19 protein-coding genes are annotated in these 19,595 nt (G+C 68.5%); 7 read left to right on the top strand and 12 right to left on the bottom strand.

The genetic code is table 11. From position 1 onward, the window contains the following. The first annotated feature begins 70 nt into the window (after positions 1-70). The gene (locus G406_RS0124360; RefSeq protein WP_028935776.1) at positions 71-1,333 is read left to right on the top strand and encodes a M20 family metallo-hydrolase; all 1,263 of its coding nucleotides are present in this window, start codon (positions 71-73) and stop codon (positions 1,331-1,333) included. Positions 1,334-1,342: 9 nt separating this feature from the next. On the opposite strand, the gene G406_RS49545 is transcribed toward G406_RS0124360, so the two are convergent. After that, entirely contained in the window at positions 1,343-2,854 is a 1,512-nt protein-coding gene (locus tag G406_RS49545) for a DHA2 family efflux MFS transporter permease subunit (RefSeq protein ID WP_051342611.1), read from the bottom strand. A gap of 98 nt (positions 2,855-2,952) precedes the next feature. Between G406_RS49545 and G406_RS0124350 the strand changes: the two genes are divergently transcribed. Beyond that, on the top strand, positions 2,953-3,462 hold the full coding sequence (locus G406_RS0124350; protein WP_028935775.1) for a MarR family winged helix-turn-helix transcriptional regulator: 510 nt from the start codon (positions 2,953-2,955) through the stop codon (positions 3,460-3,462). Here the strand turns inward: G406_RS0124350 and G406_RS0124345 are convergent, their stop codons facing one another. Further along, a complete protein-coding gene (locus G406_RS0124345; RefSeq protein ID WP_028935774.1) occupies positions 3,463-5,004 on the bottom strand; it encodes an MDR family MFS transporter in 1,542 nt (513 codons plus the stop codon). A gap of 132 nt (positions 5,005-5,136) precedes the next feature. Here G406_RS0124345 and G406_RS49540 point away from each other — a divergent pair, with 132 nt between their 5' ends. The 3 genes from G406_RS49540 to G406_RS0124330 all read left to right on the top strand — a co-directional run bounded on the left by G406_RS49540 (position 5,137) and on the right by G406_RS0124330 (position 7,023). Beyond that, positions 5,137-5,802, top strand: a complete 666-nt coding sequence (locus G406_RS49540; protein WP_084216359.1) for a TetR/AcrR family transcriptional regulator — start codon at positions 5,137-5,139, stop codon at positions 5,800-5,802. 28 nt (positions 5,803-5,830) lie between these two features. Next, a complete protein-coding gene (locus tag G406_RS0124335; RefSeq protein ID WP_028935773.1) occupies positions 5,831-6,394 on the top strand; it encodes a Chromate resistance protein ChrB in 564 nt (187 codons plus the stop codon). Positions 6,395-6,579: 185 nt separating this feature from the next. Further along, positions 6,580-7,023 (top strand): ATP-binding protein, encoded by a 444-nt coding sequence (locus tag G406_RS0124330; RefSeq protein WP_028935772.1) that lies wholly within the window; start codon positions 6,580-6,582, stop codon positions 7,021-7,023. 18 nt (positions 7,024-7,041) lie between these two features. Here the strand turns inward: G406_RS0124330 and G406_RS0124325 are convergent, their stop codons facing one another. From G406_RS0124325 to G406_RS0124280, 10 genes are all read right to left on the bottom strand, one after another. Further along, positions 7,042-7,467, bottom strand: coding sequence for a pyridoxamine 5'-phosphate oxidase family protein (locus G406_RS0124325; RefSeq protein WP_028935771.1), 426 nt, complete (start codon positions 7,465-7,467; stop codon positions 7,042-7,044). A gap of 85 nt (positions 7,468-7,552) precedes the next feature. Beyond that, positions 7,553-8,143: a TetR/AcrR family transcriptional regulator gene (locus tag G406_RS54505; RefSeq protein ID WP_156935134.1), complete on the bottom strand. Its 591-nt coding sequence runs from the start codon at positions 8,141-8,143 to the stop codon at positions 7,553-7,555. 198 nt (positions 8,144-8,341) lie between these two features. Continuing rightward, complete coding sequence (locus tag G406_RS49530) at positions 8,342-9,817, bottom strand: amidohydrolase family protein (protein ID WP_156935133.1); 1,476 nt, start codon at positions 9,815-9,817, stop codon at positions 8,342-8,344. Positions 9,818-9,873: 56 nt separating this feature from the next. After that, entirely contained in the window at positions 9,874-11,280 is a 1,407-nt protein-coding gene (locus G406_RS0124310; RefSeq protein WP_169736777.1) for an aldehyde dehydrogenase family protein, read from the bottom strand. Between the two features lie 153 nt (positions 11,281-11,433). Next, entirely contained in the window at positions 11,434-11,877 is a 444-nt protein-coding gene (locus G406_RS0124305) for an ester cyclase (protein ID WP_028935768.1), read from the bottom strand. A 121-nt stretch (positions 11,878-11,998) separates the two neighbouring features. Then, positions 11,999-12,775 carry an SDR family oxidoreductase gene (locus G406_RS0124300; protein ID WP_028935767.1) on the bottom strand — a complete coding sequence of 259 codons (777 nt, stop codon included), beginning with the start codon at positions 12,773-12,775 and terminating at the stop codon, positions 11,999-12,001. 27 nt (positions 12,776-12,802) lie between these two features. Then, a complete protein-coding gene (locus G406_RS49525) occupies positions 12,803-13,915 on the bottom strand; it encodes an FAD-dependent oxidoreductase (RefSeq protein WP_051342603.1) in 1,113 nt (370 codons plus the stop codon). Between the two features lie 8 nt (positions 13,916-13,923). Further along, positions 13,924-15,534: an N-acyl-D-amino-acid deacylase family protein gene (locus G406_RS49520; RefSeq protein ID WP_051342601.1), complete on the bottom strand. Its 1,611-nt coding sequence runs from the start codon at positions 15,532-15,534 to the stop codon at positions 13,924-13,926. Beyond that, entirely contained in the window at positions 15,531-16,409 is an 879-nt protein-coding gene (locus tag G406_RS0124285; protein WP_028935766.1) for a dipicolinate synthase subunit DpsA, read from the bottom strand. Before G406_RS0124285 ends, G406_RS49520 begins: the two co-directional genes overlap by 4 nt. After that, positions 16,406-17,314, bottom strand: coding sequence for a dihydrodipicolinate synthase family protein (locus tag G406_RS0124280; RefSeq protein ID WP_028935765.1), 909 nt, complete (start codon positions 17,312-17,314; stop codon positions 16,406-16,408). Before G406_RS0124280 ends, G406_RS0124285 begins: the two co-directional genes overlap by 4 nt. A gap of 237 nt (positions 17,315-17,551) precedes the next feature. On the opposite strand from G406_RS0124280, the gene G406_RS0124275 reads away from it, so the two are divergent. Both G406_RS0124275 and G406_RS0124270 read left to right on the top strand, forming a co-directional pair. Further along, the gene (locus tag G406_RS0124275) at positions 17,552-18,550 is read left to right on the top strand and encodes a DODA-type extradiol aromatic ring-opening family dioxygenase (protein WP_028935764.1); all 999 of its coding nucleotides are present in this window, start codon (positions 17,552-17,554) and stop codon (positions 18,548-18,550) included. 35 nt (positions 18,551-18,585) lie between these two features. Further along, positions 18,586-19,437, top strand: a complete 852-nt coding sequence (locus G406_RS0124270; protein WP_028935763.1) for a mycofactocin-coupled SDR family oxidoreductase — start codon at positions 18,586-18,588, stop codon at positions 19,435-19,437. Positions 19,438-19,595: the final 158 nt, after the last annotated feature.

The following is a 19,595-nucleotide window of genomic DNA, read 5'->3' as shown; positions in this document are numbered from 1 at the left end:
GTGTTGAGTCTGGCCATAGCCACACCCAGCACTCACGAGCCAGGAATGATCAGAAAGGACAGCCGACAGCATGACGGTCTCGGAGCGCCTGCAGCCCAGTCCGGATCGACTCGGGGCGGACCTCGACGAGCTGGCCACGGTGCGAGAACCCACGCGCGCGGGCTGGACGCGGACCGTCTTCTCCGAGCCCTACCGGTCGTCGCGCGAGTGGGTCGCCTCCCGGATGCGCGCGGCCGGGTTACGGGTCGAGACCGACGGGGCAGGCAACATCGTCGGCGTCCTGCCGGGCCGAGTGCCGTCGGCGCCGGCGCTCGTCACCGGGTCGCACACCGACACGGTGGAGGCAGGCGGCCGGTTCGACGGCGTGGTGGGGGTGCTCGGCTCGATCGAGGTCGTCCGCATGCTGAGGGAGAACGACATCGAGCTCGACCGGGACCTTCTCGTCGTCGACTTCCTCGGCGAGGAGTCCAACGAGTTCGGGCTCAGCTGCCTGGGCAGCAGGGCGCTCGCGGGTGAGCTGACCACCGACCACCTCGATCGGCGCGACCGCGACGGCGTCCGTCTCGGCGAGCGCTACGCGGAGTTCGGCCTGGAACCGTCGGGGGTCCTCGAGGCCGCAGCGCGGTTCGCCGGGCGGGGTGCGTTGCACCGATACCTGGAGCTGCACGTCGAGCAGGGGCCGGTGCTGGAACAGCGGGGCACGGCCATCGGGGTCGTGACGGCCATCGCGGGCATCCACCGGTTGGTCGCGGACTTCGTCGGTCGCGCCGACCACGCCGGGACCGCGCCGATGGCCGCGCGCCGTGACGCCCTCGTCGCCGCCGCCGAGGCCGTGCTCGCGGTCCGCCAACAGGGATGCGGGGCTCCGGTGCACGGCGTGGCCACCACCACCCGGCTCGACGCGCCGCCCGGTTCGCCGAACGTCGTGCCGGCACGGATCCGCATGTACGCGGAGATGCGCAGCGTCGACGTCGGCTGGCTCTCCGACGCGCAGCGCAGGCTCGGTGAGGAGATCAGTCTGCGGGCGGCCGAGCACGGCGTGGACGCCGACCTGACCTGGTCGGTGGACAACGAGTGCCTCCCCGCCGACGCCGATGTGCAGCAGGTGATCACCGCGGCGGCCGACTCGCTGGGCGTGGGCTGGGAGGCGCTGCCCAGCGGCGCGACCCACGACGCCGTCCATATCGCCCGGCTGTGCCCGATGGGCATGATCTTCGTGCCGTCGAGGGACGGCCGGAGCCACTGCCCGGAGGAATGGACGGATCTCGAGGACATCAGCACCGGGATCCGGGTGCACGCCGAGGCGCTCCTCGAGCTCGACCGCGCGCGGTGAGCCAAGCACTCACGGGTTCAGCGGGGACGGGTGTGCCGGTGGTGGTTTGCGCAGCATCAGGACGAGGAGCACTCCGACGACGGCGGCACCGCCGGTGAGCACGAACATGTCGGCGTAGGACGTCGCCTGCACGTGGGTCTGCGCGGTCTTGTAGAGACCGAGCAGGGTCTGCCGGTCGGCGCTCTCGTACTGGGGCAGCGTCGTCACCGTCTGCAGCGAGCTCGTGTCGGAGGAGAGCTGGGCGTTGACCCGGGACAGCACGATGCCCATCACCGCGACGCCGAGCGCCGCGGAGACCCGCTGCACGACGTTGTTCGCGGCGCCCCCGTGACCGACGAGGTGCGGTGGGAGCCAGCCCAGCCCGTTGGTCATGATCGGCATCATCGCGAGTCCGGCGCCGAGCGCGGAGATCATGACCCAGGTCGCCGCCTGCGGCCTGGTCATGTCCACGTTGAAGCCGGTGGCCAGCAGATAGGCCCCGTACAGGCTGCCGACCAGTCCCAGCAGCGCGGGTAGCCGAGGACCGAACCTGTCGTACAACGCCCCGGCGATCGGGATCAGCACGATCAGCATCAGCCCCATGGGGAGCAGGGCGAGACCGGTGGGCCCCGCCGAAAGGCCCTGTGCGTTCTGGAGGAACTGGGGCAGGTAGTAGATCGTCGCGAACATGCTGATGGTCAGGATTCCGATCAGCAGCAGCGAGTTCACGAACGGCAGGTACCGGAACACCCGTAGGTCGATCAGTGGGTTCTCGACCTCGTTCTCGATGACCGCGAACAGTGCGAGGGACAGGACCGCGCTGGTGGCCAGGATCAGGACGAGATAGGAGTCCCAGTGCCATTTCTGGCCCTTGGACGAGACCACGATGATCGCGGCCAGCCCGTAGCTGAAGGTGAGGAACCCCCACCAGTCGAACTTCTGCCTCGTCTCTCCTCGGGGCAGATTCGGCAACAGGAACAGTCCGACGATGACGGCGGCGATGCCGATCGGGGTCTTGAAATGGAAGATCCAGCGCCAGCTCAGGTCCTGGATCAGCAGGCCGCCGATGGTGGGCCCGCAGCTGGGCGCGGCCGCGACGCCCAGACCGTACAGACCCATCGCGGCGCCGATCTTCTCCGGCGGAACGATCCGGTAGATCATCGTGATGGTCACCACCGGGATGACGCCGCCGGGGATGGCGGTCAGCACCCGGAAGATGATGAGGCTGTTCAGGTCCCAGGCGAGCCCGCACAGCGTGGACCCGGCCAGGAAGCTGATCAGCACGAGCCGGTGCAGCAACGTCGGTCCCAGCCGGTTGCCCAGCCAGTTGCTGGTGGTCACGAAGATCCCGAGGCTCAGCGAGAACGCCGTGCTGACCCAGGCGACGTCGTCGCTGCTACCCCCGAGGTCCTTCTGGATGTACGGGATGGCGATGTTCACGATCGCGCTGTCCATCGGGGGCAGGAAGCTGCCGACCATCAGCACCAGCAGCGGCGCCAGCCACTTCTGCGTCTGAGGTGTGGTCGACGACGCCGAGGGCATGCCCACTTATAGCATGTATTTCAGTGCTGGACTATCCAGCGCCGAAGTTCATGCGATCGGCACCGGGAGCGCAGAGCCGTCCGGACTAAGGTTCAGGTATGGCTGACTGGCTCGATCCCGAGGAGCTACGGGTCTTCCGGGCGTTCAACACCTCCTGGGTCGCGATGATGGCCCGGCTGGACCAGGAGCTGCAGAACGACATCGGGTTGTCCCGGACGTACTTCGAGATCCTGTGGCGCCTGAGGCACGCCCCCGGCCAGGCCATGCGGATGACCGAACTGGCCGAGCAGACCGAGTCCAAGCCGAGCCGGATGACCCACGCCATCGGACGCCTGGAGGCCGACGGGCTGGTCCGGCGTGAGGTGAGTGCGGGCGACCGTCGCGGCTGGAGCGCTGTGCTGACCGAGCAGGGGGCGGCGCTCATCGAGCGCGCCATGCCGCGCTACGCGCGCAGCATCCGGGAGAACTTCTTCGCCCCGCTCAGCCCGGACATGCAGGCCGACCTGGTCCGGATCGGCAAGGCCCTGCTCGCCCACGTGGACCCGAGCAAGCTGCACAGCCTCTCCGACGGCGCCGAGGCAGCCGCCGGGCCCGGCGCCGACGAGTGACTACGCGGGACCGCCGGTAGCGGGTCGTCGGATGAACAGGGCCAGTGGGATGGCGGCCAGTGTGACCGCCCCACAGAGCAGGAACACGTCGCTGTACGCCTGAGCCAACACATGAAGCTGGAGCGATTCATACAGTGGCGCGAGCCCCTCGGCGCCACGCGCGGCCATCGTGTGCACCCGCTCGTCGGCCGGCGTGAGCAGGGCCGAACGATCGGCCCACAGCTGGGCCTGCCGTCCGGTCGCCAACGCGGTGAGCATGGCGAGCCCGAGGGCCGCGGTGACCCGCTGGACGAGCTGGTTGAACGCGCTGCCCGCGCCGGCCAGGTGCGGCGGCAGTGACGAGATGCCGGCCGTGGTGATCGGCATCATGGCCAGGCCAGGGCCCACGGCACGCAGCATCAGCGCCGCGATGAACTCTCCCCGGGTCATGTCCGGGTTGATGCGCGCGAGCATGAGCAGGCCGACCCCGGAGATCGCCAGCCCCGCCACCGCCGGCCAGCGGGCACCGAACCTGTCGGTGATCCGGCCGGCCAGCGGCATGCACAGCATCATCACCAGCCCCTGCGGCAGCAGTACGAATCCGGTGTTCAGCGCCGTGAGGCCTTGGCCCTCCTGCAGGAAGATCGGGACGTAGAAGGACACCGCGAACAACCCGATCGCCTGTAGCGCGATCAGGACCAGCGAGTTGACCAGCGGCCAGTTGCGCAGCGCACGCACGTCCAGCAGCGGGTCGTCGACCTCCAGCTCGATCACCACGAACAGGGCCAGCAGCAACACCGCCACGACGACCAGCAGAAGGACCCGGTACCCGGTCCAGCCCCAGTCCTCCCCCTCCGACGCCGCCAGCAGCAGCGCGAACAAGCCGCCCGCGATGCAGGCGAAACCCGGTGCGTCGAACCGCCGGCCCGGACGGCCCTCCAGCTTCGGAAGCACCGCCGCCGCGGCAACCAGGCCGATCAGACCGACCGGCAGGTTGACGAAGTACACCAGTCGCCAGCTCGCGTACTCGACCAGGTAGCCACCCAGTGTCGGGCCGACCGCCGGGGCGACCACCATGCCCAGCCCGTAGAGCCCCATCGCGGTGCCGATCCGCTGCTTGGGCACGATCCGGTACAGGATGGTCATGCAGGTCACCGGCAACATGCCGCCCGGCGCCGCCTGCAGGACACGGAACACGATCTCACTGGTCAGGTCGGTCGCCAGACCGCAGAGCGCCGAGCCGACGCAGAACCCGACCAGCGACCACAGGTACAACCGCTTGAGCCCGAGCCGGTCCCCGAGCCATGCACTGGCCGGCACGACCACGCCGAGGCACAGGTTGTAGGCCGTGGACACCCACTGGATGTCGTCGGTGCTCGCGGCCAGGTCGGCCGCCATCCGGCTCAGCGCGACGTTCACGCTGGTGGTGTTGAGCACCGACATGAACACACCGATGACGACAACCGCGAGCGAAAGACCCCACGTGGCGTCGGGCGGCGGCGACATGGGTCGCGTCGCCACCGCGACGGGCGCCGGCGCCTCGGTGCGCGTGGACGTCGACATGCTCACCCGCCTCAGCGACAAGATCGACGAACGACTGTTCGCTGAGATAGCTTACAATTGTTCGGTAAGCCGTGAAAGACCCAGGTGAGAGGTTCTCCCCGCCCCGAGGTCCGGCTCAGGGAGAATGACGGCGTGAGCAACCAGTCGAGCGGCTCGGCAGCTCGCACCCGCAACCGGTGGGGCGAGGGCGACCGGCTTCACGCGGAGATCCTGGATGCGGCGAGCCGGCTGCTGTCAGAGCTGGACAACGAGGACGGGCTGACCATTCGAGGGGTGGCCCGAGCCACCGGTATCGCTCCGGCCAGCATCTACGCACATTTCGCCGATCGCGCCGCGCTCCTGGACGGGCTGCTCGAGCACGAGATCCAGCGGCTGCGCGAGCGGATCGAGCGCGCGGGCGACAGCAGCGACGCCACGCGGGACGTCGACCCGGTGCGGCGGGTGCACGACCAGCTGCACGCCTACTGCGACTTCGCCATCAACCATCCCGGGCACTACCGAATCCTGTTCCGCAGGCCGTCCCAGGCGCCGCCGTCGGCACCCAGCCCGGTGATCGACATCCTCGCTCTGTTCCAGCATTCGCTCCAGCTCGCCGAGGACGCCGGCCGGCGGTTGCGACTGCCCGCCGACCGGGCCGCGGTGGTGGTCTTCATGGCCGCGCACGGCCGAATGGCGCTCTACCACTCCAACCCCACCGCCCGCTCCGCCCGGCTGGTCCCCCAGTTCGTGGACGAGCTCACCGCCCTCGTCCTGGACCAGGAACCGCCGCCCGTCGCTTCCATCGGGCCTGCCCGGTGACGGGCGGGTAGGTTCCTGGGACGTGGACATGAAAGACGACCCGGACGGCGCCTGGGTGTGGGCGAGCATGCCCGTCGCGGGCTCCGAGCCGAAGTGGCAGGAGTTCACCTGGCGGAGCTGGGGCTCGCTCGGCGCCTACCTGGTGGACCAATCCACGTTCATGGTGCCGGCACGGCCCGAGGTCATCGAGGCTGTGCGACGGATGCTGGACGAGACACGCCGCGTGGGTCGCGTCGGGCAGATGCGGCGGGTCTCGTTACTCGACCGCGCGGCCGAGAACCGGATCATCGCCGAGATGAAGGACGCGATCGACGCCGAGTACGCCGAGGTGCTGGACAGACTTCCGATGTTCTCCTCCGAGCTGGAGTACGAGCGCAAGCGGGGGCGGGTGATCTACGCGGAGGTGGAGGAGTCCGAGGTCGATCTGGAACGGTTCCGCCGCTGGATGTCCCGCATCGCCGCGCGGGACTACTTCGATGCGCCACTCGGAGCGGACGCACGAGCGGCCGTCGAAGCCGCCGCCGAGGAGCTGGCGGCCTTCCGGGACGAGGCGATGGGAGTCCACACCCCCGAGCCCGACAACCCCGAATAGCTCGCACAGACCGAGTGCACGCCGCACAGAGGCCCCAGCCTCTGTGCGGCGTGTACTCGATCTGTGCGAGCCGTGGCGCCCGGTAACCGACGCGATGACACCGTGAGCGGTGTCGGCCGGGCCTCGCGACCGATAATGTCGGTATGTCAGGTGCATCGGACGGACCGCGCGAGGACGCCTAAGCAATGATCGTTGAGCCGCCCGCCTCGGAGGGATATCTGCGCTACAGCTGGCCGGCCGATCCACACCTGGCCGTCACGGTGCGCGCCGAGGTCCACAGATGGCTGAGCAGCCTGGCGTTGAGCGATGACGACGAGGCCAGCGTCATCATCGCGGTCGACGCGGCGATGACGAACGTCATGGACCATGCCTACGACCCGGGGGTTCTGGGCAGCGTGGAGCTGGTGCTGTGGACGGAGCCCTCCGCGGTGTGCATCGAGGTCGTCGACTACGGCACCTGGCGGGCTCCGGCCGAGGGGTCGACCGGGCACGGCATCGCCCTGATGAAGGGCCTGGTCGAATCCGTGCGAGTGCACGTCGACGAGCGGGGTACCCGGGTGCTGCTGCGCAACCCGTTGCGCTCCCGGCCGTCGAGTTCTGACCCGGACCCAGGTCCGGAAGGCGGCTGAGCCCGCCGGGGCGGCGACTCAGGTGCCCCGGACTCCGGTGATGTGAACCCTGAGCGGCACGGGGAACGTCTGTGCATAGCCGGCCGGGTCGAAGCCGACCTTGGTGAGCTGGTGCCGGTACTTCCGCATGAACGTCTCGTGCGCGTCAGCGGCCGGCACGTCGTCGACGACCTCGGCGATGCCGGTCAGCACGACGATGTCACCGTTCCCGTCGCCGTTGTTGAAGTTCATCGCCACTGCCGGCCGATCGGCGATGTTCCGCAACCGTGCCGCGCTGGTCTGGTTGTAGACGAGCAGGCCGGATTCCTCGGCGATGAACCAGACCGGGTTCGGTTGCGGCACACCCTTCCCGTCCACGGTGGTGAGCCACACGACCATCTCGTGGTCGAACCGGACACGCAGCTTCGCACCGAACGTCGAGTCGGCGGGTGGGATCGTGGACATACGTCAACCTCCGGTCGGCGGAGCGCCGAGCTGTGTCGTGCCCGGCTTCGGGCGGTCTGATCGTGTCGAGGCTCGTGCGCCCCGGCTATTCACCTGGCTGCAGCGTCTTACGCCAGATCCGCAGGAGAGCGCGGGTGAGCTTCTCCCGCTCGTACCTGCCGCTGTTCGCGGCGTCGACCACCGCGTGACTGGCGCTGATCAGCAGCATCGCGGTCACGTCCGGCTCCTCGACCACGAACGCACCGGCGCCGATCCCGGATCTGATGAAGTTGCCCAGCCACTCGACGAGCCTGCCGTCGGTGCCCGATGCGACCGGCGGTGCCACCGTGTGGAACAGCACCTCGTGTTCCCTGCGGTGCTCGACGCCGTACTCGATGAAGCACTCGACGAACGCCTCGAGCTGACTCCACCATCCCGCCGCCGACGCCTCGCCCGTCCGCTCCGCGGCGACAGCGATGAACGCCCTGGTGAACCGATCGCGCAGAGCCTCGGTCAGCTCGTCGCGGGAGCTGAAGTAGCGGTAGAAGGTGCCCTTCGCCGCACCGGCGGCGGAGGTCACGTCTTCCACCGACACGGTGGCCGGCCCCTTCCGGAGGAAGACCTTCAGCGCCGCGTCGAGCAACTCCTGCCTACGCGACTCCGGCCGTTTGACCCGCGACACCGGAGCCGGACTCATCGCCGAACCGCGGCCGGCCGGCCCGAACAAGCACACCGAAAACCAGCACGGCTATGACCGACAGTCACTGTCATGACAGCTACCCCCGCTGCTCGACGCACGTCCCGCAGTCTAGCCGCTTCCCGGTCACCCGGCGGGGCGACAGGTCGGTACCGTCAGATCATTACGACCGCTGGTCATCACAGTGCCGGCACGGGCTCAGACCATCTGCCATCGGTTGGGCAACCCGGACTCTGCCAGGTTGTCGGCCCACACCTTGTTCATCCGGGTCAGCCAGTCGTGACCGATGGGCGGCAGCATCGGCCCGCCCTCGGTGACCCGCTCGAACAACGCCGTCTGGGCTCGGGTCGCCAACTCTCGGATGCGGCTCAGATCGACGTCGACCAGGACACCGTCCCGCTTGAGCACCCTGCCGTCGACCAGCACCGTGCGCACGTTCGTCGAGTTCGCCTGGAGCACGACGCTCCCGACCATGTCGGGGCGAGGGATCATGTTCATCGAGAGTCCACCGACGAGGATGATGTCCGCCTTCTTGCCCGGCACCAGCGAACCGATCCTGCTGCCCAGGCTGCACGCTTCCGCCCCGTTGATCGTCGCCCAGCGCAGCGCGTCCCTGACCTTCAGGTCCATTCTCAGTGGCATGTCGCCCCGGAGGAGGAACTCGTCGTTGTCCATCGCCCGCTGAAAGAGCAGTCCCGTCCGGCACTGGCCGATCAGGTCACCGGAGTTGAACGACGCCACGTCGACACTGAGCGTGGGTTTGATCCCGTGCTCGATGCACTTGCGGATCGGTGGCCTGCCCATTCCCATGCCCATCTCGGTCTCCGGTGCGATCGACACCTTCGCGCCGGCGTCCGCCAGCATGCGGAAGTCGTCGTCCTCCAGGGAACAGCAGTGCACGTGCACCTGTTTCTCGTGCAGCAGGCCGTGGTGGCGCAGCTCGCGGACGCCGTTCGTGCAGGCCGAGCCCCACATCGCGCCGGTGTGCGTGATGATCGTCGCGTCCAGCTCGTTCGCCGCCCGGATCTCGCTGATCGTCCGGTTGAACGGGGCGATCGCCGTCTCCGTGATGGCGATGCCCCTGGTCAGCAACCCGTTCTCGGCCGAAAGGTAGGTCTCGGCGATACGGCGGGAATCCGCGACCTTCTCCTCGAACGTCCGGAACCCCTTCAGCTTCGGATCGGTCACCAGGCTCGAGCCGCTGTAGCCGTAGGCGTACACGGCACGGATCCCGACCTCCTGAAGACCTCGGACCAGTGCGTCCGCGTGTTCGGGTGTGTGGATGCAGTGCGAGTAGTCGATGAAGGTCGTCACGCCTGCGTCGACGGCTTCCAGCGCTCCCACCAGGTTCGCCACGTAGGCGTCCTCGGCGGTGTAGTTGGCCGTGACCCGGTTACGAAGGCTGCCGAGGAACTCGATGATGCTCGTGTCCGAGTAGAGCCCGCGCAGCAGTGACTGCCACGTGTGCCGGTGGGTGTCGACGAAACCAGGCATGATCACCATGCCCGTCGCATCGATCACCTCCGCGTCCGGCGCCTCGATGTGCGGGGCGACATCGATGATGATGTCGCCCTCCACCAGGACGCTGCCCACCTCCAGCTCCCAGTCGGCGGGGTTCATCGTCAGGACGTATCCCCCCTTGATCAGGATCCGATTACGTCGACCTTCAGTCACGCCACACTCTCCGATGTCCCGATTCCTCGTCGTTGTCCGAGCTGATGCCGATGGGGTCAGCTCGGTGTGACACTCACCGCGTGGGGCTCGGTATAGGCGGAGAGGGCATGTGCACCCGCTCCGTCCTGGCCGACACCGCTGAGCTTCGCTCCGGTGAGACAGATCCTGAAGTCCATGGCGAAGAAGCCGTGGCCGTTGATGAAGGTCCCGCCGGCTACCAGGCGACGGGACAGCTCGACGCCCCTGGACTCGTCCTCGGTCCAGATCGAGCTACCCAGCCCGTAGATCGTCTCGTTGGCCATCGCGGTCGCGTGCTCGATCGAGTCGTAGCCGACGATCGGCAGTGCCGGGCCGAACTGCTCCTCCTGCACCAGGCGCGAGGAGCTCGGTGCGTCGGCGACGACGACCGGCCGCAGGTACCACCCTTCGTCCTCGTCGATCGCCAGACTTCCCCGGGTGTGCACGACACCACCGCCCGCACGTGCTTCGTCGACCAGGCGCCTCACCCGCGCACGCGATGCCTCGGTGTGCACCGGTCCCATCGTCACGGCCGGGTCGAGCTGGTCGCCGACGACGTAACCGTCGAGTACCGCCGTCAGGCCGTCCACGATCGTCGGCATCAGCCGTCGCGGGACGTAGAGCCGTTTGAGCGCGAAACACACCTGGCCCGCCGCCGCGAAGGCCGCGCCGGCGATCGAACGGAAGAACCGGTCGTCGAGGACGCAGTCGTCCAGGACGATGCCAGGGTCGTTGCCACCCAGCTCCAGTCCCACGGACTTCAGGTTCGCGGCCGCCGCTCTGGCCACGGCCTGCCCTGTCGGGACGCTACCGGTGAACGAGATCTTCCGGACCCGCTCGTGCTCGGCCAGGCGCTGCCCCAGTACCGGACCGGAACCGGTCAGGACGGTCAGCACACCGGGCGGGAGCGCGTCCGCGGCGGCCTGCAGGAACCGCACCGTGCCGAACGGCGCCGTCGGCGGGGCGAGCAGGACGACGGAGTTGCCGGTGAGCAGCGCCGGTACGACCTTGAGGGTCGACAGCAGCAGTGGATAGTTCGACGGCGCGATCGCCCCGACCACGCCGAACGGTTCCCTGAACCGCCACGCCGCGCCCTGCCCGACGTCTTCGAGGACGTCACCACCGTCGAGCCAGTCGAGCCCGTGCGCGAAGCTCTGGAGCAGCATTGCGAAGAAGCCCGGTTCGAGCTGCGCCTCGGCGAGGGTCTTCCCGGTCTCCCTGGCGAGGAGCTCAGCCACACCGGGGACCGCGTCGGCCGCCTCGCCCGCCGTCGACAGGCGGGTGAAACGCTCGGCCGCGCCCAGGCCGGCCCACGCCACCTGTGCGCGTTCCGCCGCGCGTACGGCGCGATCGATGTGCTCCGGTCCGAGCTCGGGAAAAAAGCCGACGATCTCGGTGGAATGGCCAGGATTGTAGACACTCACCTCCTTCACCCAGTCGTCCACGATCGCACCATCGATGGACAACGGTTGCCCGGAAACCTCATGAACTGTCGTCACAGATATCCCCTTGCCGCGTCACAACACACAGAGACGTCCACCGCGCGGGCTCCCGCGCGATATGCGAATTGACCGCACGGGAGCCGCCACACGATTTGCTCAGCTCTCGGTCAGCTGTTTGTGAATGGACAGCCCGTCCATCCATCCCTCTTTCAGCTTGACCAGATTTCCTTCACAGCGGATGAGGTCCACGATCTCGATCGTGATCGTCTTCCCGGTCGGTTCGTACGTCCTGCCGCCCATCTGCCACGGCAGCGCCAGCGTGCCGGTGAGGTTCTGGTGGCACACCCAGCTGTCGCCGTCGACGTGCAGGCTCGTGCTGGTCATCGAGTAGTCCGGCCAGGCCTTCATCAGGTACTCGAAGGCGTTGCGGCACTCATCGATCCCTTCCCACTTCAACAGCTCGTGCATGCCGTGGACGACGAAACTGGAATCCGGGGTCTGCATGGCGAGAATCGCTTCGAGATCGTGATCGTTCCACGCCTTGTTGTATCGCCGAACGAGCTCGTCGATCGACGACGGCGCACTCTGATCAGTACCCATGCCATTGCCTCCTACGCTGGAAACATCTGGAAAATGACTGCTATTCATTTTGGTGTTCTCGCACTGCGAGTGTCAATACCGGTAACCGGACTTCTCGTAGCTAAATATGACCGGCGTTCATTTATATTGAAGGGATGAGCCCGCCGTCGACCCGGACCGCGGTCCCGGTGACGTACGAGGCAGGCTCGCTGACCAGGAAAGCCACGACCTTGGCGAACTCCTCGGGACGGCCGTAGCGTCCGACCGGGATCGTCGCGATGCTCTCGGCCCGCACGTCCTCGACGGCCCGCCCGGAACGCTCGGCACGGCTACGGTCCAGTTCCACGATTCGCACGGTGGCGATCCGTCCCGGGATCACCGTGTTCACCGTCACCCCGTCCGCCGCGACCTCGGCGGACAGCGTTTTCGACCACCCGACCAGCGCGGAGCGCAACGAGTTCGAGATGCCCAGGTTCGGGATCGGGGTGATCACCCCGGACGACGTCCCGGTGACGATCCGTCCCCAGCCCTGCGCTCGCATGGCCGGCAGCAGGGCCGAGGTCACCCGCATGATCGAGGCGACCATCCCGTCGAACTGCGCCGTCCAGGTCCGAGGCTCGACCGAGGTCACCGGGCCCGGCGGCGGCCCGCCGGTCAGGTTGACCAGGATCGACGGGGGCCGCCCGCCGGCCGTCGTGGTCTCCAGCGCCGCATCGATACTCGCCGTCGAGCCCAGGTCGGCGACCACCGTGCGCAGGCCCCGAGGGACCGTGAGGGCGAGCTCGTCGAGCGCCTTCTCCGACACGTCCCACGCGACGATCTCGACGCCCTCGGCGGCGAGCTCCCGGCAGGTCGCGCTTCCCAGACCTCCCCCGGCGCCGAGAACGACCGCGACCCGGCCCGCGATTCCGAGTTCCATGACACGTTCCTCTCCGTGGAGCGACCATCACTGATGCACGGTTCGTGGGACCCGTCGCGAGATTCCGACCTCGTCGTCCTTCCAGTGCTCGGGCAGGCGGGCCCCTTGTTCGGGAAAGAGCTCCTCGAGCCGGTTCACCGATACCTGCTGGGTCGTATCGGTGTCCGGTCGCGCATCCCGCTCCCATGCCCGTCCCGCGGTCTCGACATCCCGGAACGAGTCGAGGCAGACCGCGAGGTGGAAGGCGTTGCCCATGGCGGTGCCGGCGCCCTGGCCCAGCGTCGGGGGCATCGCGTGCGCGGCGTCACCGACGATGAACACCCGACCGGCGCGCCAGCTGGTGAGCGTGACCCGCTCGTAGTAGTCGAATCGCGGGTTGTCGGCGATGCCACCGATCGCGTCCGCCAGCAACGGGTAGCTCGCCTGCCAGGTCGATCGATCGAACGGCACCCGAAGCGCCTCGGTATCGTCGGCTTTCGCGCCGAGCAGCAGGTACAGCGAGTCACCGGCGCACGGAACGTACAGAATGCGCCGCTTCTTGACGGTGTCCCAGAAGTTGACGTAGTGGCGCCACATCGAATGGTCCGGCGCGAGCTTTCGGTCGACCAGCACGCGGTAGACACCGACGTCGAATCGTTCGAGCCGCGCCGGCAGACCCAGACTGTCCCGGACGGCCGACTTGATGCCGTCCGCGCCGATGACCACGTCGGCGGTGACGGCGCCGTCGGAGAACCACAGCCGTCCCTCCGGATCGGCCCCGGCGGCGTGCCGGCCGGTCAGAATCGTGGCTCCGGCCGCTTCCGCGCACTCGACGAGCGCGGTGTGCAGATGGTGGCGCGTCATCGTGACCATGCGTCCGCCGCCGGGCAGCGGCATGGGGATGGCGGCCATCAGCTCGCCGTCAGCGGTGCGATCGTCCCAGCTCGGCGCCTCGTAGCTGCCTTCGAGGACACGGTCGAGCGCGCCGATCTCCGCCAGCACCCGTAATCCGTTCTCCCACAGGAAGATTCCCGCACCGAAGGCCCGCAGTTCCGATGCGCTCTCGTGCACCCGCACCGACCATCCGCGCCGGGCGAGTGCCGCTGCTGCTGTCAGGCCGGCGAAACCGGCGCCGACTATCTCCGCGGTTCGTACGCTCATCGACTCTCCTACCTCGACCGACCGGCTGACTGATCTCGTACCGCGCCGCGCGAGCGCAGCACCCGCCCCGGGGCGGCACCGGTTTCCTCGGAATCGGCGATCACGAGCTCGCCGTTGACCACAACCGACCTGATCCCCACGGCGAAGCCGTGCGGCGCGGAGAACGTGGCCGTGTCCGCGATGCGCTCGGGATCGAGCACCACGACGTCCGCGCGGGCCCCCGGTCTGAGATGGCCCACGTCGGCGCCGGGCAGCCGGGACGCCGGCATCGAGGTCATCTTGCGGATGGCCTCCTCGAACGACAGCACGCCATCGTCCCGGACGTACCGGCCGAGCACCCGGGGAAAGGTCCCGTAGCTGCGTGGATGTGGTGTGCCACCGGCCTCCGGCCCGAGCACCCAGCCGTCGCTGGCGACGCAGACGGCCTCGTGGCGCAGGACCCGCCGGACGTCTGCCTCGGACAGGCTGAACGCCACGATCTCGACCCGGTCGCCGTAGGAGCCGAGCAGTTCCAGCAGCACCTCGACCGGGTCGAGGTCCGGCCGGACCTCGGACAGCCGCTTGCCCGACAGTGGTGACTCCGTTCCGGCCACTCCGCAGATCAGGATCGACTCGGGCTCGAACCGGCGCAGACCGGAGTCCCGCTGTCCGTGGCCGGTGCGAATCTCGTCGGCGATCGTCCGGTGTGACGCCGGGTCGGCCAGCAGCTCCCGAAGGCCTCGGGATCCGCCGCGCAGGGTCCAGGTCGGTAGGTACACCTCGAGCGAGGTCGACGTCGCGGTGTACGGGTACTGGTCCGACAACACGTCGAGCCCCTCGGCCCTGGCGCGGTCGATCAGGCCGAGCGACTGCGCTGTCCGTCCCCAGTTCGCGCGTCCGATCGCCTTGTGGTGGCTGAGCTGCAGTGGGGCACCGGAGCGCCGGGCGATCTCCAACGCCTCCTCGACCGAGGACAGCAGCCCGTCACCCTCGTCGCGCAGGTGTGTGGCGTAGAAACCGCCGTGCCGGGCGCTCACCGAGGCGAGCGCGGCGACCTCCTCGATCTCGGCGTAACAGCCCGGCGCGTAGATCAGACCGGAGGACAGTCCGTACACACCCGCCTCGTGGGCCTCGGTCACACACCGTTGCATCCGCGTGAGTTCGACGTCGCTCGGCGCGCGCTCCGCGAAGCCCATGACCGCGGCGCGGATGCTGCCGTGTCCGACGAGCTGCGCCACGTTCGGACCCAGCGGGAGCGCGGCGAGCATCGCGAGGAACTCGCGCGGTGACTCCCAGCTGACGTCCAGGTCCCGCGCCAGGAAGCTCCCGTACGGCTCGCCCCGCACCGGGAACGGCGACATGCCGCAGTTGCCGAGAACCAGCGTCGTGACGCCCTGGCGGAGGTACGAGCTCGCGCGCGGTGACCGAGGCAGCGTGTAGTCGCAGTGCGTGTGGATGTCGACGAACCCGGGGCACACGATCATGCCTTCGGCGTCGATCACTCGACGTGCTCCGACCGGTCCGCCGGCCCTGGCCACGTCGACTATGCGGCCACCGCCGATGACGACGTCCGCGTCGAAGGGCGGCGAGCCGGTCCCGTCGATCACGCGGCCACCCCGGATCACCTGTTCGCTGGTCATCGGGTCGGCTCCCGAGCGGCGTCGACGAGGCCGAGCAGCTTGTCGAACAGCGCGTCACCGGCGGTGATCGGCGCCCGGCGCCCGACCAGGCCGCGAGCCCATCGGACCTCGGCCCCGCGCCAGGTCGCGTACTCGTGCTGGAGACCGCCCGGCGGTGAGGCGATGTCGATGATCAGCTTCCCGGCGCAGCGCGGCAGCAGCTCGTCCGGAACGGCGTCCGGGCTGGGCACCGTGTTGATGACGACGTCGGAGCCGACGATCGCTTCGTGGCGCCGGGCGTAGGAGACGGGCATCGCGCCCCGGGCCAGTACGTCCGCCAGACCGCTCTCCCGCCGGCCCGCCACCCGCACGAGAGCTCCGCACGCATGCAGGAGTTCGACGATCGCCGAGGCGGTGCGCCCGGTCCCCAACACGGTGATCCGAAGATCGCCGAACACCTGCTTCGTCTCCGCTATGACGATGCCGAGGACACCTTCAGCGGCCGCCACGGCGAACCGGCGCCGCATGTCCTCGTCGTCGGCGATCTCGTGCAGCGGTACGCGACGCGCCGCGGCCAACGCCTGGATGCCCCGTGGCGCCCGGCCCAGCACGATGCCACCTTGGCCGAGCCGCCTGCCGAAACCGACCAGCTCGTGCAGGAAGATCGGGCCGTCGTGCGACGGTGCGTAGAGCGAGCCGTCCGGATGCAGTCCGGGGGTCGGACAGACGAGCCAGTGCGCGTCCGCCACCGCCTCGGCCGAGGACGAGCACCCCACGTCCTCGGCGGGGACGCCGAAGGTACGCACCGGAACGTCCGCCGCAACCAACCTGCTGACCAGCCGCGACTCGCGCTCGTCGCCCCCGACGACCGCGATCGGCGGCACCGAGGGGCTCATCGGTTCCGTGCTTCGCGCTCGTACGCCTGATCACAGCGCGCGATGACCTTCTCCAGCTCGGCACGCTCGGGGTCGTCGAGCGCGGCCAGCGGAGCCCGCACGTCCCGAGTTCCGCTGTACCCACGCAGGCACATCGCGGCCTTGACGGTCGCCGGCTGGCCGAGCCGTCCGGCGAGCTCCCGGTAGTCCGACCACGTCCGGTGCAGGCGGGCGGCGGCCTGGACGTCACCCCGTTCGATCGCCTCGATCGTGCCCAGCACCGCATCGGGGAACACCCACACGTTGGTCGAGCTCAGTCCGTCCGCGCCCGCCGCCAGCGTCATCGGCGCGACCAGATCGGACGCCGCGATGACAAAGGGCTGGGCGGCCGCGCCGCGAGCCAGCTCCAACGTGAGGAGGAACGACCTGATCGACGGTGTGCCCTGCTTGATCCCGACGTACGCCTCGTCGTCGAGGACCGAGGCCAGCACCTCCCGCGACAGGTCACGGCCGAACACGACGTTGTTGTAGGCGACGAGCCCTCGGCCGAGCTCCGTGCCGAGCCGGGCGAAGTGCCGGATCACGTCCCGATCGGTCAGCTCCTGCGCAAGCGGCGCCGTCACCATCCTCAGCGACGCTCCTGCCGCGCTCATGCGGCGGCTCAGCTCGATCGTCCCGGCGGTCGAGAGCGTTGCCGAGCACCCCATGATCTCCGCATTCGGACACCCCTCGTGGACCGCCTCGACCAGCTCGACCCGCTCGGTGTCGGTGAGGCCGGTGAACTCTCCGTAGGCGCCGCCGAGCAGCACCGAGTTGATCTTGTGGAGCCGAGTGGCTCGCCGCAGGTTCTCCACCGCGGCGTTGAGGTCCACCCGGCCCGACGCGAGGAAGGGCGTCGGCAGGATGCCGAACAGTCGACGGGCCATGCGGGTGGTCCTTCCCTCATCGGCGGCGTGCCGCCCGTGGTGGTCCGAGGCTGTTCCGGGTCCTGATCGGACCGCACCGTCCTCGAAGGCAGCCCAATAGTGACTATCAGTCATGTCTGTGTCAACTACAAACTTTGTGGTTGACCTAGCTTCCATGGTCCATATACTGACCGCAGGTCATTATGACCGTCGAGTCCCCTCGACCCATATCCGTTGCGACAGTTAGGCGCGAAAACCATGGCGAAGGTTGTGTTCGGACTGGGCGCCTCGCACAGTCCGATGCTGAGCACGCCACTCGAACAGTGGCCGTCGTTCATCGAGAAGGACCGGGATCTCCCGAAGTTCCTCGGCGAGAAGCTGCTCGGCACGGACGGCGAGCTCTACACGTTCGACGAGCTGGCGTTACGAGCCGATCCCGGGATCCGGGAGCGGCTCACCGACGAGTACTTCGCGACGGCGTACGAGGCCTGTCAGACGGCCATCCGGAAGGCCGGGGAAGCGCTCACGGCGGCGGCTCCGGACGTGGTGATCGCCATCGGCGACGACCAGCAGGAGCTGTTCCACGACACCAACATGCCGTCGTTCGCCGTGTACCGGGGCGACCACATGATGAACGTCCCGCCGGACATCGACCACGTCCCACCGAACCTGCGGCACGGCCTGTGGGGCTGGTACGACGAGAAGCCGACCCGCTATCCCGCCGATGCCGGCCTCGGCGAGCACCTGATCACCTCACTAGGACAGCAGGGCTTCGACCCATCGACCGTCCTGCTCGAATCCGACGACGTCTCGATGAGTCACGCGTACACCTACATCCACCGGCGCATCATGCGTGAGGACGTACGCCCGCTCGTCCCGGTCTTCGTCAACTGCTTCTACGCGCCGAACCAGCCGAGCACGAAACGGTGTCTCGAGTTCGGCCGTGCCATTCGCTCGGCGATCGACAGCTGGGACAGCGACAAGACCGTCGGGATCGTGGCATCCGGCGGGCTGAGCCACTTCGTCGTCGACGAGAAGCTCGACCGGCAGGTGCTCGACTCGATGAAGACGGGCGACTTCAGCGCCGTCCTGGACATTCCCGAGAAGCACCTCCAGTCGGGCAACTCGGAGGTCAAGAACTGGTTCGTGCTGGGCGCCGCGCTGGCCGACCTGTCCTTCGACGAGATCGACTACATCCCCTGCTACCGGTCGGCGGCCGGTACCGGGTGCGGGATGGCCTTCGGGACCTGGAGCTAGTGAGTCGCCGTGCAGGTCGGACCTCGGGAGAGCAGATGAGCGGCAGGGTCGACGGGAAGGTGGCGCTGATCAGCGGCGCCGCCCGGGGGCAGGGACGGAGCCACGCGGTTCGCCTGGCTGCCGAGGGCGCGGACATCATCGCGCTGGACGTCTGCGCCGACATCGAGTCCATCCACTATCCGGGGCCGACCGAGGCCGATCTGCACGAGACCATCAGGCTCGTCGAGGAGCTCGACCGCCGGGTGGTCGCGCACGTGGCCGACGTCCGACGGTTCGACTCGGTACGCGCCGCCGTCCAGGACGGCGTCGCCGAGCTCGGCCGTCTGGACATCGTCGTCGCGAACGCCGGGGTGATGGGTTTCGGCCAGGCCTGGGAGCTCACCGAGCTCGAATGGCAGACGATGATCGACATCAATCTGACCGGTGTGTGGAACACCGTGCGCGCCGCGATCCCGATCCTGATCGACCAGGGCGCGGGCGGATCGATCATCATGACGAGCTCGGCCGCCGGGCTCGCCGCGATTCCGCACACGGCCCACTACGTCGCGGCCAAACACGGCGTGGTCGGACTGATGCGGTCCCTCGCGGTGGAGCTGGCGAGCCACCGCATCCGGGTCAACTCCGTGCATCCCACGACGGTCGACACCGAAATGATCAACAACCAGTACCTCTACACGCTGCTGACCGGCGGTGATCCACACGGGACCCGGGAAGCGGCGATGGCGGCCCTGCGGGCGCAGAACGCGTTCCCGATCGCCGCGATCGACCCGCTCGACGTCAGCAACGCCGTTCTGTACCTGGCGTCCGACGATGCCCGCTTCGTCACCGGGACGACCCTGGTCGTCGACGCGGGCGCGCTGGCGCCGTTCAAGCTCCCGCACGCTTGACCGGTTCACTGGGTTCATCCCCGCTGGCTCGTCGGTTGTGCATCCCCGCTGGCTTTTCAGTGTGCTTGGCGTGACAGGTGCATCCCCGCTGGCTTTCAGTGTGCTTGGCGTGGCCGCCCGCTCTCAACCCCCGGCTGGCGCCGGCCTCGCGCGGGTTC

Origin of the sequence: Actinospineispora spinosispora DSM 44797, from assembly GCF_000429025.1 — a bacterium.
Lineage (GTDB): Bacteria > Actinomycetota > Actinomycetes > Mycobacteriales > Pseudonocardiaceae > Pseudonocardia > Pseudonocardia spinosispora.
Note: the sequence above shows the minus strand (reverse complement) of the source record. Positions and strands in the feature narration are given on the sequence as shown.

Excerpts from the sequence above, each read along its gene's own strand:
- G406_RS0124350 (WP_028935775.1), top strand. The coding sequence starts at position 2,953 with ATGGCTGACTGGCTCGATCCCGAGGAGCTACGGGTCTTCCGGGCGTTC.
- G406_RS0124360 (WP_028935776.1), top strand. The coding sequence starts at position 71 with ATGACGGTCTCGGAGCGCCTGCAGCCCAGTCCGGATCGACTCGGGGCG.
- G406_RS49545 (WP_051342611.1), bottom strand. The coding sequence starts at position 2,854 with ATGCCCTCGGCGTCGTCGACCACACCTCAGACGCAGAAGTGGCTGGCG.
- G406_RS0124270 (WP_028935763.1), top strand. The coding sequence starts at position 18,586 with ATGAGCGGCAGGGTCGACGGGAAGGTGGCGCTGATCAGCGGCGCCGCC.
- G406_RS0124330 (WP_028935772.1), top strand. The coding sequence starts at position 6,580 with ATGATCGTTGAGCCGCCCGCCTCGGAGGGATATCTGCGCTACAGCTGG.
- G406_RS0124325 (WP_028935771.1), bottom strand. The coding sequence starts at position 7,467 with ATGTCCACGATCCCACCCGCCGACTCGACGTTCGGTGCGAAGCTGCGT.
- G406_RS0124280 (WP_028935765.1), bottom strand. The coding sequence starts at position 17,314 with ATGGCCCGTCGACTGTTCGGCATCCTGCCGACGCCCTTCCTCGCGTCG.
- G406_RS0124335 (WP_028935773.1), top strand. The coding sequence starts at position 5,831 with ATGAAAGACGACCCGGACGGCGCCTGGGTGTGGGCGAGCATGCCCGTC.
- G406_RS0124345 (WP_028935774.1), bottom strand. The coding sequence starts at position 5,004 with ATGTCGACGTCCACGCGCACCGAGGCGCCGGCGCCCGTCGCGGTGGCG.
- G406_RS0124300 (WP_028935767.1), bottom strand. The coding sequence starts at position 12,775 with ATGGAACTCGGAATCGCGGGCCGGGTCGCGGTCGTTCTCGGCGCCGGG.
- G406_RS54505 (WP_156935134.1), bottom strand. The coding sequence starts at position 8,143 with ATGAGTCCGGCTCCGGTGTCGCGGGTCAAACGGCCGGAGTCGCGTAGG.
- G406_RS49525 (WP_051342603.1), bottom strand. The coding sequence starts at position 13,915 with ATGAGCGTACGAACCGCGGAGATAGTCGGCGCCGGTTTCGCCGGCCTG.
- G406_RS0124275 (WP_028935764.1), top strand. The coding sequence starts at position 17,552 with ATGGCGAAGGTTGTGTTCGGACTGGGCGCCTCGCACAGTCCGATGCTG.
- G406_RS0124305 (WP_028935768.1), bottom strand. The coding sequence starts at position 11,877 with ATGGGTACTGATCAGAGTGCGCCGTCGTCGATCGACGAGCTCGTTCGG.
- G406_RS49520 (WP_051342601.1), bottom strand. The coding sequence starts at position 15,534 with ATGACCAGCGAACAGGTGATCCGGGGTGGCCGCGTGATCGACGGGACC.
- G406_RS0124285 (WP_028935766.1), bottom strand. The coding sequence starts at position 16,409 with ATGAGCCCCTCGGTGCCGCCGATCGCGGTCGTCGGGGGCGACGAGCGC.